The 15,608-nt window shown below is 50.9% G+C and carries 10 protein-coding genes; all 10 read right to left on the reverse strand.

What is annotated here, in order from left to right:
* Positions 1 to 1,791: DNA topoisomerase IV subunit A (parC, locus tag AC1DWB_RS27360; protein WP_477544267.1), on the reverse strand; the 1,791-nt coding region annotated here is incomplete at its 3' end.
* A 66-nt stretch (positions 1,792 to 1,857) separates the two neighbouring features.
* Entirely contained in the window at positions 1,858 to 3,840 is a 1,983-nt protein-coding gene (gene parE / locus AC1DWB_RS27365) for a DNA topoisomerase IV subunit B (RefSeq protein WP_477544268.1), read from the reverse strand.
* A 58-nt stretch (positions 3,841 to 3,898) separates the two neighbouring features.
* A complete protein-coding gene (locus AC1DWB_RS27370) occupies positions 3,899 to 4,903 on the reverse strand; it encodes an ABC transporter permease (protein WP_477544269.1) in 1,005 nt (334 codons plus the stop codon).
* Entirely contained in the window at positions 4,896 to 5,924 is a 1,029-nt protein-coding gene (locus AC1DWB_RS27375; protein ID WP_477544270.1) for an ABC transporter ATP-binding protein, read from the reverse strand. The genes AC1DWB_RS27370 and AC1DWB_RS27375 overlap by 8 nt, the downstream gene beginning before the upstream one ends.
* Before the next feature lie 18 nt (positions 5,925 to 5,942).
* The gene (locus AC1DWB_RS27380; protein ID WP_477544271.1) at positions 5,943 to 6,749 is read right to left on the reverse strand and encodes a GDSL-type esterase/lipase family protein; all 807 of its coding nucleotides are present in this window, start codon (positions 6,747 to 6,749) and stop codon (positions 5,943 to 5,945) included.
* A 256-nt stretch (positions 6,750 to 7,005) separates the two neighbouring features.
* The gene (locus AC1DWB_RS27385) at positions 7,006 to 8,295 is read right to left on the reverse strand and encodes a LysM peptidoglycan-binding domain-containing protein (protein WP_477544272.1); all 1,290 of its coding nucleotides are present in this window, start codon (positions 8,293 to 8,295) and stop codon (positions 7,006 to 7,008) included.
* A gap of 271 nt (positions 8,296 to 8,566) precedes the next feature.
* Positions 8,567 to 9,517: a type I pantothenate kinase gene (coaA, locus tag AC1DWB_RS27390; RefSeq protein WP_477544273.1), complete on the reverse strand. Its 951-nt coding sequence runs from the start codon at positions 9,515 to 9,517 to the stop codon at positions 8,567 to 8,569.
* Positions 9,518 to 9,559: 42 nt separating this feature from the next.
* A complete protein-coding gene (locus AC1DWB_RS27395) occupies positions 9,560 to 11,413 on the reverse strand; it encodes an ABC transporter ATP-binding protein (RefSeq protein ID WP_477544274.1) in 1,854 nt (617 codons plus the stop codon).
* Positions 11,410 to 13,182, reverse strand: coding sequence for an ABC transporter ATP-binding protein (locus AC1DWB_RS27400; RefSeq protein ID WP_477544275.1), 1,773 nt, complete (start codon positions 13,180 to 13,182; stop codon positions 11,410 to 11,412). Before AC1DWB_RS27400 ends, AC1DWB_RS27395 begins: the two co-directional genes overlap by 4 nt.
* Before the next feature lie 480 nt (positions 13,183 to 13,662).
* A partial coding sequence (locus AC1DWB_RS27405) for a dynamin family protein (RefSeq protein WP_477544276.1) occupies positions 13,663 to 15,608 on the reverse strand: 1,946 nt, incomplete at its 5' end.

Below are 15,608 nucleotides of genomic sequence, written 5' to 3' on the forward strand. Positions count from 1 at the left end.
CACTTGTACGATCCGGTCGTCCTTGGCAATAGGCAGTACGTTGACGATGGCCGTCCCGTTCTCCTTCCACTTGTACTCGGGCACCTGATGAACCGGCAGCAGGAACGACAGCCCTTTCTGAGTGAATATGAGCAAGTTCTCAATCGTGTTAACCTCAAGCCAATACCTTACATAGTCTTTCTCCTTGAGGCCTGTGCTTTCCAGCTCCCCACCGGAACGATTGAAGGACAACATACTCGTTCGCTTCACGTAGCCTTCATTCGTCAGTGTCACCAGTACGTCTTCTGGCGTTACCATAACCTCAAGGTTCACTTTCAGCTCTTCGACTTCACCTTGCAGCTCTGAACGGCGATCGATGCCGAACTTCTCACGAATTTCGTTCATCTCTTCCTTGATTACGTTCATCAGCTTCTTGTTATTATCTAAAATGGAACGCAAGTAGGCGATCGTTTTCTGAACTTCCTTCAATTCCTTCTCAATCGAATGAATCTCCAGATTCGTTAGGCGGTACAGCTGGAGGATCAGGATTGCATCCGCTTGACGTTCGGTGAATCCGTATTGATCCACTAAGTTTTTTTGTGCGTCCGCACGATTCTTCGATGCCTTAATCGTCGCGATAACTTCATCGAGAATGTTGAGCGCCTTCGCCAATCCCTCGAGTATGTGGGCCCGGTCTTCCGCCTTCTCCAATTCGTACTGCGAGCGGAAGGTGACGACTTCCTTCTGGTGAGCAATGTAGGCATCCAATATCGCCTTGATACCTAATTGCTTCGGCGTCTTATTGACAATTGCCACCATGTTGAAGTTGTATGTAACCTGCAGGTCTGTTTTCTTCAGCAAATAAGCAAGTATGCCCGAAGCATCCGCTTCCTTCTTCAGCTCTACTACGATACGCAGTCCGTTACGTCCGCTTTCGTCGCGAACTTCAGCGATCCCTTCAACCTTTTTCTCAAGCCGGATATTCTCCATCGCAGTTACGAGCCTGGATTTCACAACTTGATAAGGGATCTCGGTAATGACGATTTGCTGGCGTCCACCCTTCATATCCTCAATCGCCGTCTTGGACCTGACATAGATCCGCCCTTTACCGGTACGATAGGCGTCACGAATGCCCTCTTCCCCCATGATAATGCCACCAGTAGGGAAATCCGGGCCTTTAACTACTTTCATCAAATCTTCAAGCGATAAGTCAGGCTGATCAATAACAGCGATGCAAGCGTCAATGACTTCTCGCAAATTGTGAGGAGGAATTTCCGTTGCGAACCCGGCGCTAATCCCGCTGACCCCATTCACCAGCAAATTCGGATAACGGGAAGGCAGTACAACAGGTTCTTTGGCCGTATTGTCGAAGTTATCCTTGAATAGTACAGTTCGCTTCTCTATATCCCGAAGCAGTTCCATCGCAATTAAGGACAACCGTGCTTCCGTGTAACGCATAGCCGCAGGTGGATCATCATCGAGCGATCCCCAATTGCCATGACCGTCAACTAGCGTATGGGCCATCTTCCATGGCTGGGCCATCCGAACCATACCGTCGTAGATCGATGAATCACCATGGGGATGAAAGTTCCCCATTACATCCCCGACCGTCTTTGCCGACTTGCGGTATGGCTTGTCCGGTGTATTGCCGGAATCGTACATCGCATACAGAATACGTCTCTGCACGGGCTTCAGCCCATCTCGCACGTCCGGGATCGCCCGGTCTTGAATTATATATTTCGAGTAGCGGCCGAATCGATCGCCAACGACTTCTTCCAGAAAAGCCGGTAAAAATTTCTCCGGAGTACTCATACTCGTTTCATCACCATCAGACACCATTCCCTTGCCAATATTTTATTGCTAAGTAGTCTCTACCGGCTACTCGATATACTCCGTGAAGTCTACATTCTCTATGATCCAGTTTTTACGCGGATCGACCTTATCGCCCATAAGCGTTGTGACACGACGTTCCGCTTTGGCAGCATCCTCAATCTGCACTTGCAGCAGCATTCGCAGTTCGGGGTCCATCGTCGTTTCCCACAATTGGTCGGGATTCATCTCGCCAAGTCCTTTGTACCGCTGCAGTTCAACGGACTTCCCAAGCTCCTTGGTGAATTCATTCAGCTGTTCATCGGAATACGCGTAACGCATGACACTATTCTTCCCCGCCTTCTTGGTCACTTTGTAGAGCGGAGGCTGAGCGATGTAGACTTGTCCGTTGTCGATCAACGGCTTCATGTACCGGTAGAAGAACGTCAGCAGCAGCACTTGAATATGTGCACCGTCCGTATCAGCATCGGTCATGATGATGATCTTGCCATAATTACTCTCTTCGGCATCGAATTCGGAACCGACACCAGCGCCGATTGCGGCGATGATCGCCTTGTACTCGTCGTTCTTCATGATGTCGGCGAGCTTCGCCTTCTCGGGATTCATCGGCTTGCCCTTAAGCGGAAGAATCGCCTGATGGCGGGAGTCGCGACCTTGCTTGGCCGAACCTCCTGCAGAATCGCCTTCGACTATAAACAGCTCATTCTTCTGATAATCTTTGGATTGTGCTGGTGTTAGCTTTCCATTCAGGTTGGAGCTCTCGCTCTTGCCCTTCTTCCCGTTACGTACTTCTTCTCGCGCTTTACGGGCTGCCTCTCTCGCCTTGGCTGATTGCACAGCCTTCTTGAGCAACTGCTGCGCGATCTGCGGGTTCTCCTCGAGGAATACATCCATCTGCTCGGACACCACTGCATCTACAGCACTACGGGCAGATGTACTGCCTAATTGATCCTTGGTCTGGCCGACGAATTCGACCTCGCCCATCTTGATGTTGATGACGACCATCATACCTTCGCGAAGATCGACGCCTTCCAGGTTCTTCTCCTTCTCCTTGAGAAGGGTAGCTTTGCGGGCGTATTCATTCATGACCCTCGTGAACGCCGTCTTGAAGCCGGTCTCGTGCGTCCCGCCGCCTCGCGTCGGAATCGAATTCACGAAGGAAGCAATCGTCTCCGTGTATCCATCGTTGTATTGGAAGGCGACCTCAACCTCAATATCGTCTTTCTCCGCTGAGAAATGAATCACTTCGTGAAGGATGGTCTTCTCTTCGTTAAGAAATTGCACGAACTGCTTGGCTCCGCCCTCATATTGAAACGTATCCTGCTTGTCCGAACGTTCGTCCTTAATGTTCACTTGCAAGCCGGAATTCAGGAAAGCAATCTCCTGCAGCCGCTCAGCTAACGTGTCATAATTCATGGCCACGCCGCCTTGAAACACACGCTTGTCTGGTTTGAACGTAACCTTCGTGCCTGTTCGATTCGTATTGCCGATTACTTCCAGACCCGTAGAAGGTTCCCCTACATGCTCCTTGCCACTTGCATCGATCCAGTACTCGAAGCGCTGACGATGAATTTTACCGTCACGGTTAATCTCTACTTCCAGCCATTCCGATAGAGCATTCGTAACCGACGCGCCAACACCGTGCAAGCCGCCAGACTTCTTATAGCCGCTGCCGCCGAATTTGCCGCCTGCATGCAGAATAGTAAAGACGACCTGTGGTGTCGGAATACCAGTCTTGTGCATACCGGTCGGAATCCCCCGGCCATTGTCACGTACCGTTATCGATTGATCTCTATGTATGATGACATCGATCTTAGAGCAATACTTGGCCAGATGCTCATCCACCGCATTGTCAACGATTTCCCAAACCAGATGATGCAAACCAGATGCGCCTGTGCTGCCAATGTACATCCCGGGTCTCTTCCGGACGGCAATTAGCCCTTCCAGTACTTGAATATCATCCGCGTCATAGCCGGTAGGAGCGTTGACTTGCGCTGCCGGCCCTGGAAATAAATCCAATTGTTCGGCCATCCTTGTGCCCCCATTCAGCAAAGTTGTAACATATTATGCATTATATCATCGTTTTCCATTAATTTAATACGTCTTTTTTCGTGAAGCTCCAAAACGATACTGCCACAGCTGCTGCTGTCCATACGGCTAACACGATTAACGAGAAGGACAAAGTCATCCCTTCAACAGGCGGTAACGTGCCGGATAAATAGTCTGTTAGCTGCAGATTGACCATGAACAAATATTTGGCCGTCTCCCAAGATGAAGCCATGTTCGTCAATATCGTTCCGGCGATCAGCACAGCGAGCATGATCCCCATTCCGGCTGCAGTACTGCGTACCAAGACCGATATCATGAGCGACATGCAGCCAACGACTAACGCCGAGAGCCAGACCAGTCCCATCTCCATGAGCAGGAATAACCCCTGGGGAACGGGATGCACGAAGCTGAAGTCGACTTCCGTCCCGACGATCTTGAAGCCGCTGAATACCGGGATGTCCCATCCATTATAACCGAACACTAGCCCAGAGATCAGATAGCATAGCGCCGCAGTCGCGAACACGGTAAGCGATACGTAGAACAGCATGGCGATGAATTTGCTGAGCAATATTTTCCATCGTCGGACCGGACGGGTCAAGAGCAGCTTGATCGTTCCTGTAGTATGCTCCGACGATACAAGATCAGATGCAATGACCATCACCATGAGCGGGATGAACAAACCTACCGCGTTCTTCAGAAAACCGATCGTGAACGTGACCCCATTCGGTGATTCTGGGTTGACGTTCTTGTCCAAATAATACTGGAGCACTCTTACTTGCACTCGCATTACTTTCTTCCACTCTTCCGGAACGCGATTGCTGCCCAGTCGGTTCGTGAAGTCGTTAATCTTCTGCTGATTGACGAGCCGCCAGTCCTGCTCGCCGAACTGCTTCTTGTTGTTCTCGGCAACCTTCATCTGCGCATAAGTGAATATCGGGATCAGAGCGGCCAAGATGAGCAGCACGACGAGAAACCGCCGTTTCTTCATGATCTTAATCGTTTCGTTCTGGACTAATGGATATAGGCCGATTTGGGGACTAGTCAATGGTTTCGCCCTCCGTCATGCTTAAGAATAACTCCTCCAGAGTCGGATTGTTCAATTGAATGCCATATATTTGCACTTGAGCCGCTACAAGCTTCTCGGTTAGCCCTGGGATATGTGCTGCGTCCATCTGAGTAATGATCGTAGTGTCAAAAGGTACAGCTTCAATTGTCTCAGTCATTACGGCCACCCTTGCCAGACGACTGGAATCGTTCTCCACACCGCTCTTCGAAGCAACCACCGAGTTGCCCTCATCTGAACCGAGTACTTGCACCCCATTCTCCGATTGAAACACACGCAATGCCTTATCGAACGGCTTGACATTCCATACGATCCGACTACCCGACTGCTTCAACAGCTCGTCCACCTCGCCTACCGCCAGCACTTCACCATGACTGATGATTGCCACTCGGTCACACATCTGTTGAATCTCACTGAGCAAGTGACTCGAGACGAACAAGCTCAACCCTTGATCCGCCAGCTTGCGTATGAACTCCCGCATCTCCTTGATCCCTTGCGGGTCCAGCCCGTTCGTAGGCTCGTCGAGGATGAGCAGGCTTGGTCGGCCCAGCAACGCTTGGGCTATGCCCAGCCTCTGCCGCATGCCAAGTGAATAAGTCCGTACTTTATCGTGAATGCGATGATCAAGACCCACAATCTCCACCACTTCAGCAATCCGGGCTTCATCCACATTTGGAAGCATCCGAGCAAAATGCTCGAGGTTCTCCCATCCGGTCAAGTAGGAATACAACTCGGGATTCTCAACAATACAGCCGACTTGGCTCAACGCTTCATTATGCTGCTTCTGCACATCATAACCGCATATTTGAATCGAACCCTCAGTAGGCTTGATCAACCCGACTAGCATACGTATCGTCGTTGTTTTCCCGGAGCCGTTCGGACCCAGGAAACCGAATATTTCCCCTCTGCCTACATGGAACGAGATCCCCTTAATAATGAGGCGGTTTCCGATCTTCTTCTTCACTTGATTAACCGATAATACGCTGTCACTCCGCTCCCTCATGGTCCAATCCCCCCTTGTCTATTGAAGAGCCTGCAGGACGCGATCGGCAATCCGTACATAACCGTCCTGGTTCGGATGAAAATGATCGGAATAAATGTACTTTGAGAAATTCAATTGGAATAGATCGAACGTTGGTACGTATACGATGTTCGGATATTTGGCCGCTGTCCGGAAGACGGCATCATTCCATTCCGCCACATGCACGGATGCAGGACGCATCTCAGGCAAATCGTAGAAAGGGTTGTACACCCCAACGTAGACGATCGTTGCTTTCGGGTTCATCTCGGCGAGCTTAACAAGTATTTGCTCCATCCGTTTGAGCGGCTCCGGCATACGCTGCCTCACCTTGTCCGGGTCCAATTGATCGGTCTGTGAGTTCATCACATCCTGTGAAATCGAGAACAGATCGTTGCCGCCCATCGTTAACAGAATGAGATCGGCTTTCTCTATCCCATACGAGACTCCAATCTGACCTTGCAAATCCCGCAGCAGTTGATCAGATTTGTATCCGTTCACCGCATAGTTCCCGATCAGATTCACCTGCTTGTTCAACTTCTGCTCGAGCTTCTCCTTCACGTTCAGCACGTAGCCCTTGCCGCTCGTATCCCCCGTTCCCTTCGTCAGGGAATCGCCTAGCGCCACAATGCGGATCGTGTCTTTGTCGAGCGGTGTTTCGACCTTTGGTTTCTCGGGCTCTGTCAGGAACGAGGCTGGTTGCGGATTCAATACGTCCATAGCCGCGTAGACGAGGCCGAATACAAGCAGAATCGTAGTCAGTACCGCCGCCAAGCCTACCGTTCTCCATATCAATCGCGTTCCTTTCAATATTACCCCTCCTGATCATCGCAAGCCTGACTCCATCGTACTATTTTCATGAATATGGCAAGAAGTGCTTTCTTGTAGAGTAAAGGTTCCTCATGGATTTTGCAAATCTAAAACAATCCCCCGCAAACAATCCCCGCAAAGTGAGGTGAACCTCTGTAGCTTATTCCTATTATTTTGAGGGGGCCCCAGAACTTATCCTTTCAGCAAAAAGAGCCTCTCGTTAACAGCTTACGTGAGGCTCCGCTCGTTCCTAATACTAGAGCTTCCTGATTCGGAAGTTCGCTTCAAGCAAGGCCCAGTTCTGAGGGAAAGATTGCCCGAGCACCCAATAGCTAATACCCCTTAGCCTATACTGCTTGATCAAGTTATATTTGGCTTGCATACTCCTTGCATCTTCAAACCAGACGACATGCTCTTTCGCTTCCTTATCATAATACCGATAATAAGGCGACTGAGCTACCTTATCGAACTGGATGTACGCACCGGAATCTCGTGCTAGATTGACGGCTGCCTTCGGGCTGATTGTTGGAGCGAACTTACCTCCAGCCTTGTAGGGCAGCGTCCAATTGTACCCGTACAAGGGAGCGCTCATCATGATCTTATACCGAGGAATGACGGTAATCGCATAATCCAGCACACGTCGGACTTGTTGCAAGGGGGCAACGGCCATAGGCGGACCACCAGACCATCCCCATTCATACGTCATCAGGATGACGAAATCAACAATCGCTCCATGCGCCCCATAATCATGGGCTTCGTACCACGGGCCGGTCTGCTCTCCGCTTGTCTTGGGGGCTACCGCGGTCGAGACAAGTTTGCCAATCGCGTGCATGCGCATAGTAAGTTCTTTTAGGAAGCCAGTATACACATCACGCTCATTCGGTCTGATATGCTCGAAGTCCATATTGAGCGCTCTATACTCCTTCGCCACCATCGTTTTCTCGATATTTACCATGAGCCTTTCCCGTGCGATCGCGTCGGTCATCACGTTATGCGCCACTTCAGCCGAGAAGGTTCCATCTTCAAAATTCGTAAGGACCATCATCGGTACTGCATCTGTCTTGGCGATTTCATCAAGAGCAGCATCCGCATTGGGGGGTGTGATCGATCCGTCTGAATGCACAATGTATTGGAATATGCCGAAGTAGGTCATATAACGGGAAGTTTCCTGCACAATCTTACGATCACGCTCTGGTTCTTTCATCTGCAAATAGCCGTTCACTTCAATCGTCATCTTGGGCCCCACATGGAGCTGTCCGGGAATACGCAACCGCGTACCTGGGTATATCAAGGCCGGATTGACGATACCGTTCAATCGGGCAATGGACTCCCATGTAACCCCATAATATCGGGCGATGTGCCAGAGTGAGTCACCTGATTTCACAAGGTGCATACGTTCCATTGCAGGGACGAGCAGCGCTTGACCTGGCACAAGACGGTCCGGTTCATCCAGCTCATTCAACCGAACAAGGTCATCGACGCTTACTCCATACAACCTGGCTATCGCCCACAAAGAATCACCAGGATTCACGGTTACAATCTGCAAGCAGCCCCCTCCTCCCACACATTAGCAACTAGCTTGACATGATGCTCCGTTTCTATGCGTATTCCACACGGTTGTGAAAATGCATGTTCGGGGAAAAATAAATAGCCAAAGTTAGCCTAGCATACTGTCCAAGAGCCGGACTGAGGAGGATTCCACGCGCGTTGAGGAAAAACAGCGATCGACGCAGCAAAAACCCCCGCACGCTCTTTTGAGGGGCAGGGGTTCTATTCATCGTGATTGAAATAGCAATGGTTGATGAATGGCGGTTGGTTTACAGCTTCCGCAGTTTCACTTCTTCGGCTGCGTGATCGGCACCCTTAGTCAAGATCAGGTGGGCACGGGTTCGGGTCGGCTGTATATTCTCCTTCAGATTAAGCAGGTTAATCTCACGCCATATGCTTGTCGCGGTTTCCACAGCATCATCGTCCGATAAGCTCGAATAGCGGTGGAAGTAGGAGTTCGGGTTGGCGAAGGCCGTGCTGCGCAGCATCTTGAACCGTTCCACATACCACTCGGCAATATCCGCTTCCTTCGCATCCACATAGATCGAGAAGTCGAAGAAGTCCGATACATATACTTCTCGGGACTTCTGGCCCTTACGGATGCCCGGCGAGTGTGCCTGCAGAACATTGATGCCTTCCACGATCAGAATATCCGGCTGACGAATTGTCTGTTTCTCATTTGGCAGTATGTCATAAGCCAGGTGAGAATAGATCGGACAGCTAACTTCTGGAGAGCCTGATTTAATATCGGCCAAAAAGCGGATCAGCTTCCGTGCATCATAACTCTCGGGAAAGCCTTTGCGCTTCATTAATCCGCGCTCCTCAAGCACCCGGTTCGGGTACAGGAACCCGTCCGTCGTCACAAGATCGACTTTGKGATGGCTCGGCCAGTGTGACAACAAAGCTTGCAGGACACGGGCGGTCGTGCTCTTACCAACCGCCACGCTACCAGCAATCCCAATAATATAGGGCACTTTCGCCGTATGATCGTTCAAGAATGTCTGTGTCGCTTTATATAACTGCTGTGTAGCCTCCACGTATAAGTTCATCAGTCTGGAAAGCGGGAGGTAGATGTCCTGTACTTCAACAAGCGAGATTTTATCATTCAACCCTTGAAGCTCGTACAGATCCTGCTCTTCAAGCGTGAGCGGAGTAACGTCCCTCAGCTTCGCCCATTCCTGACGTGAAAATGTTTTGTAAGGCGTGAACTCTTGTTGCATCGAATGTGGGGCTTCCGMCATGTAGGGATCTTTCCTTTCTAATCAAACGGCATCGCCCAAAAATTTGTACTGTGCTTCAACCAAGCCATAGTAGATGCCCCGGTTCTGCATCAGTGCATCGTGGCTGCCTTCTTCCATCAGGCGTCCGTGGTCCATCACTATAATCTTATCCGCATTGCGGATCGTGGACAAGCGGTGCGCGATAATGAAGGAAGTACGGCCTACTAGCAAAGCTTTGAGCGCTTCCTGAATGCGAAGCTCGGTTTCGGTATCGATACTTGCAGTAGCTTCGTCAAGAATCAGAACACGCGGATCGGCAAGCAAGGCGCGAGCGAACGAGATTAATTGGCGCTGACCCATCGACAACACGTTCCCGCGTTCTTCTACCTGTGTATCGTATCCATCTGGCAATCCTGCAATGAAATCATGCGCGTATACCGCTCTAGCAGCCGCTTCGACTTCCATGTCAGTTGCATCCAGACGGCCAAACCGGATATTGTCGCGAATCGAGCCGGAGAAGATGAACGTATCTTGCAGCACGATCCCTACTTGGGAACGCAAGCTCTGCAGTGTAAAGTCGCGAATATCTTGTTCATCGATCAGTACACGACCCGCGACTGGATCGTAGAACCGGCATAACAAGTTAATAATCGTACTTTTCCCTGACCCGGTATGTCCAACTAATGCGATAGATTCCCCGGCACGGGCTTGAAGGCTGACGTTCCGCAAGGCGGGACGACCCTTCTCGTACTCGAATATAATGTTCTCCAGACGAATTCCACCTGTTATCGGCGGCAGTTCTCTGGCATCCGGCTTTTCCGCTACAGTAGGCTGCTCGTCCATAAACTCGAATAATCGCTCTGAGGACGCCATTGCAATAAGCATTTGCTGATACATCGCACCTAATCGGTTGATCGGCTCCCAGAAGTTCCCAATATAGTTAGCGAATACTACGAGAAGACCGATGGTCATTGCTTCTGTCTGAATAAGATGCGATCCGAGCCAGAATAAGATACAAGTACCAATCGCTGCAGTAAGCTCGATAATCGGGCCAAACGTCTGGTTGAGCATCGATGCTTTGTTCCAGGTCAACCGGTTCGTCTCATTCATATCATTGAAGTATTTTATGTTTTCTTTTTCCTGCGTAAACGCCTGCGTTACTTTGATCCCTTGAATACTCTCGGCCAAATGGGAGTTAATGCGTGACGTCTTGACACGTACGTCCTGCCAAGCGATCCGAATCGTCGTCCGCAGCTTGCCGGAGACAAAGAACATGATCGGTACAGTTACAATGATGGCCAAGCCAAGCTTGAAATTCAAAGTCAGTAAGATGATGATAATCCCAATCAGCTGTATCGAGTCTATAAGCAGGTTGACGACGCCGTTCGTGAACAAATCCTGCAAGGAGTTCACATCGTTCGTTATTCGAACGAGAATGGAACCGGCGGGTCGCTTGTCGAAGAAACGGAACGACAGCTGTTGAATATGTTTGAATAGATCATGTCGCAGGTCATAGATGACATTCTGCCCGATAATATTCAAATATTTGATGCGATAGCTGTTCACAAACCATTGTACAATATACAAACCTAGCATACCTGAAGCGATCATGATTAGCATCTTGCCTTTGCCATTGCCGATTGCATCATCGATCGCAAGACCGATCAAATATGGTATTGTAAGCTTCGCCACGGTGCCAAGCAGCATCGCGAACAAGATGACGGGCAGCATTTGCTTGCGATAAGGCTTCAAGTAAGCTCCTAGTCGGCGTAGCTGCGCCCAGTCGAACGACTTATCCATCAGTTCGTCGTCTTGATAAACGAATCGTTGCTTTTCGTTCGCGTCTTTTGGCGACTCTGTGTTCTTACTGGTTGTATTAGCTTGATTGCTGCTCAATTCGCCAACCTCCGTTCAATCTGTTTTTTGACGAGGCTGGGGTGATCCGAATATTGAATTTTGTACGTTTCGTAGTACCGACCTGGTTCACGCAACAATTGCTCGTGAGTTCCACGCTGAACGATGCGGCCTTCATCCAATACGATGATCTCATCGGCTTGCTTGAGTGAGGAAATCCGATGCGCGATAATGAACGTCGTTCTTCCCTTCATCAACTCGCGGAAGCCCGCTTGAATCTCATGCTCGGTTTCCATATCAACCGCACTGGTGGCATCGTCGAGCACAAGGATTTTCGGATTTTTGAGCAAAGCGCGAGCAATCGCGATCCGCTGCTTCTGTCCACCGGACAGCCCCATCCCCCGTTCGCCGACAATCGTGTCATAACCTTCTGGCAGCTCCATAATGAAATCATGCGCCTTAGCGAGCTTCGCGGCTTGAATAATTTCATCCATAGAAACATCCCGCTTAGCATAAGCAATATTGTTACGGATGGAAGCCGAGAACAGGAACGTTTCCTGGAATACGAGGGCTACTTGTTCCCGCAAGCTCCCGACCGCAACATCGCGGATGTCCGTGCCATCCAATGTAATGCGACCTTCCTTAATATTGTAAGCTCTCAGCAACAGCTGAATGACCGTTGATTTCCCGGAACCGGTAGGGCCAAGCAGGCCGATGACCGACCCAGCCGGAGCATTCAAGCTGAAGTCTGTTAGAGCAGGCTCCTTGTCCGGATAAGCGAATGTAACTTTCTCGAAACGAACGTTTCCTTTCACTTGCTCCGCTTGCAGTTCAATCGCTCCAGCCTTGTCTTTTACATGCATGTATTGATGCAATATTTCAAGCACGCGTTCGCCCGAAGCTTTCGATTGCGTGAAGTTGTTGATATGCAGTCCGATATCTCGCATAGGAGCGATGATGTACCAGATTAAGCTGAAGAAGGCAACGAGCTCCCCGATTGACATCTTATCCTGAATGACGAACCAGCCGCCGACTGTGAGCACCACGACCACACAAAAGTTGGAGAGGAACTCAAGCAGCGGGAAAAACTTCGCCCAGGCATACGCGAGTGTAATGTGATTCGACTTATACTCCTCGCTGCGGGATGCGAACTTCTCGACCTCGAACGGCTCACGTGCGAATGATTTGACGGTACGCACACCCGTAATGTTCTCCTGAACAGCGGTCGTCAAGTTGCTCATCGCTTTGCGCACTGCGCGGAAGGCGGGGTGAATCGTCTTCTCGAATCGCAGCGCGGTGAAGGCCACGAACGGTACCGAGACGAAGGTGACGAGTGTCAACTGCCAATTGAGTGTGAGCATCATGATCGATCCGAAGCCTACCATGAGGAACACGTTCAAGATTTGCGCGAAGCCGAATCCGATGAACTGGCGAATCGCTTCAAGGTCCGCCGTCAATCTCGACATTAGATCTCCGGTCTTCGCCCGATCGTAATACTGAAAGGACAAGTATTGCAACTTCTTGTACAGTGCGTTGCGCAGGTTGTACGCAATCGTATTGCCGACTCTTCCCCCTGTGAATCCGTGCAAAAACTGAAAGGAAGCCTTGACCGCAATCACTCCTATTACTGAAAGCGCGATGTAAGGGACCAAGTTGTAGTTTCCAGGTTTGATGACATCATCAATTAAGAAGCGAAGCAGGTTCGGATATACTAACCCGAGTGCGGTGGAACACATCAAGAAGAAGATTGATGCGAACAATAACCGCTTTTCTTGCCAGTAATACTCTTTCAATTGCTTTAGTACGTTCATCAGGATCCTCCTCGGGCTTTAGCACAAAAATGTGCTTCATCATCAAGCCCCATCGGCTTTATTTGCAAAACCGAAAGCATTTTCAATCTCAATGAATCTTATCATCATCCCCTGCATCCTTCAATCACCCGAAACGGGAGAAACCTTCATAAACACCCTTAATTCTACGAAAAAACAGAAAATCGGGACGTAATCCAAGCGTATCTTCCGAATCGTCGGGATAACCGGAAATGTATACGTTTTCATGAAAATCGAAAAAACCGGGCTTTGCAGGAGCGCAGCAGCAGTGAAAAACCTTTGTCCGCTTCGAACGAATGAAGGGCCTCCGGCCGCTGTTGAATCCATGTCCCTGGTTGAAATCTGTCAAAGGTTGGGACTTGGATTCAAAGGCGGTCGGCGCTTCCAGCGCCTCTTACGGCTCCTTCAATCATCCTACGCTGAGTTTTCTCTGTTGCAGAGCAATCTACAAACCCGGTTATTTCAAGAGGAGGAGGAAGAAGAGCAAAGAACCACGAATTGCTCCTGCAAGCGTCGCAATTCAACCAGATCATGCTTCATCTCCAGAGCATCGAGCAAACCTTCCACGTGCTCACGCACGGCTTGCAACTGAAGCTCATGCAGACGCGCGATCGCTTCGTTATACTGTACGGCATATGTTTGCTCAATGAGCAAGCTGTGTCGTTCGATATAGCTCGTGACCGGCTCCTGGAATCGCTTCTCTAACGTATCCCTCAGCTGTGTACGGCCCGTTCCTTCGAAGAAGTGCTTGCCGCTCTTGTACATGCCATGTAGCTCTTTCTCTTCGAACGCGACACCCTCTAGCGTCTCTTCTACTTTGGGTGTGTTGAATTTGACTGGCGTGTAGGATGAGGCCTCGAAGGTCGAGATGTGCTCACGGATTCGGTCGGCATTTTTCTCCGCACGCTTGCGCGCAAGTCGGTTCAATGCTTGCTCCACTCTTAACGTCGTGGCCAGCAGTTCTTGCGACAAGTCGTACGAGATCAATCGGATCAAGTCGTTCGAAGCTGCGCGAAGCAGCGAACGAATCGGACCCGCATCTTCTCGCAGCGAGGCCGGATTGAAGGCGTACGTGTACAGATCGCCGAAGCGATAGAACAACCTCTGTTTCACGTAGTACAGCAGCTCGGCTGCTTCCTTGTTCGCCTCTCTCACATCTTCTGCAGGGTCTGGGGAAGAAAGCATCGCTTCGACGCGGCCGAGTGCCTCGGTCAATTGCTCGATACGCTGCTTGCGCCCGGCCTCGCCTTCATTCGCACTGTTGATCCATTGACGCAACACCCCATCCGCCCGCTCCAGCTCTTGCTGTGCGGCATGGACTGCGATGTCTGCCAGCTCCTCGAAGGCGAAGCGAACGAAGTCTCGTTCGAATGGGAGGATACCTGAGACGTTCAGCTGGGCCGCATCTCCGTTCATCTTGCTGTCGAGCGCAGCCAAACTGGATACCGGATAGATGCGCGGCTTGCGAATGCCGTATTGCAGCAGATTGGACGCCACATGAGCGACTACGCCTTCCAGCTCCTGCTCGTCGGCAGCCAAATCTGCGGCGTTAACGACGAAAAACATTTTGTCGAGCTCAAACGTATCTTTCACTCTGCCCAGCTGTAGCAAAAACTCACGGTCTGCTTGGGAAAAGGCATGATTGTAATAAGTCACGAACAAGATTGCATCTGCATTCTTGATATAATCGAACGCTACCCCCGTATGACGGGCGTTTATCGAATCGGCTCCAGGTGTATCTACTAGCACCATGCCTTGATTCGTCAAGGCACACGCATAGTGCAGCTCAATAAAGGCTACGTAACAGGACTTGCTCTCCTCCGCGACATAATCGCGGAACTCGTCCAGATCGGCGCGGATTTCTTCCCCCAAGTGTCCAGCAGCGAAGTTCCAACCATTGCGGACGGCTTTCAGGAATGTGTAGTGTGGCTTGCCGCTTGGTGCGACGGAATCCGGCTTCAACCGGTCGATCTGGCCCAACGCTTCGTCCATGCTCGTGATGGAATAGCCCAACACTTGCAAGGAATAACGCACGTCTTCCAACATCGCTGCAGCACTCTTCATCTGAACACGTACTGACCCATGGGGCCATCCGTCCGTAGGCGGCACGATCTTGTTGATCGCGGCCGTCGTCGGATTCGGCGATACGGGCAGGACGGCTTCGCCCATCAAGGCGTTGGCGAACGACGACTTGCCTGCACTGAATGCGCCGAACAGCGCAATCGTGAACGTGCTGCCCGTCAGGCGATCGGCCTTCTCGCGCATCGCGTTCACGATCGACTGCATCGCCGGGATGCCGGCCAACAGCCCGGCTCCCGCCTGCAGCCGCTGCGCCGTGCGCAGCATGCCGCGCCGCGGGTCGGCCGCTGGCGCGACCGCGCTAGCGCTGGCGCTGCCTGCGACCGGCG

This window comes from Paenibacillus sp. P4_E11 (genome assembly GCF_056401635.1).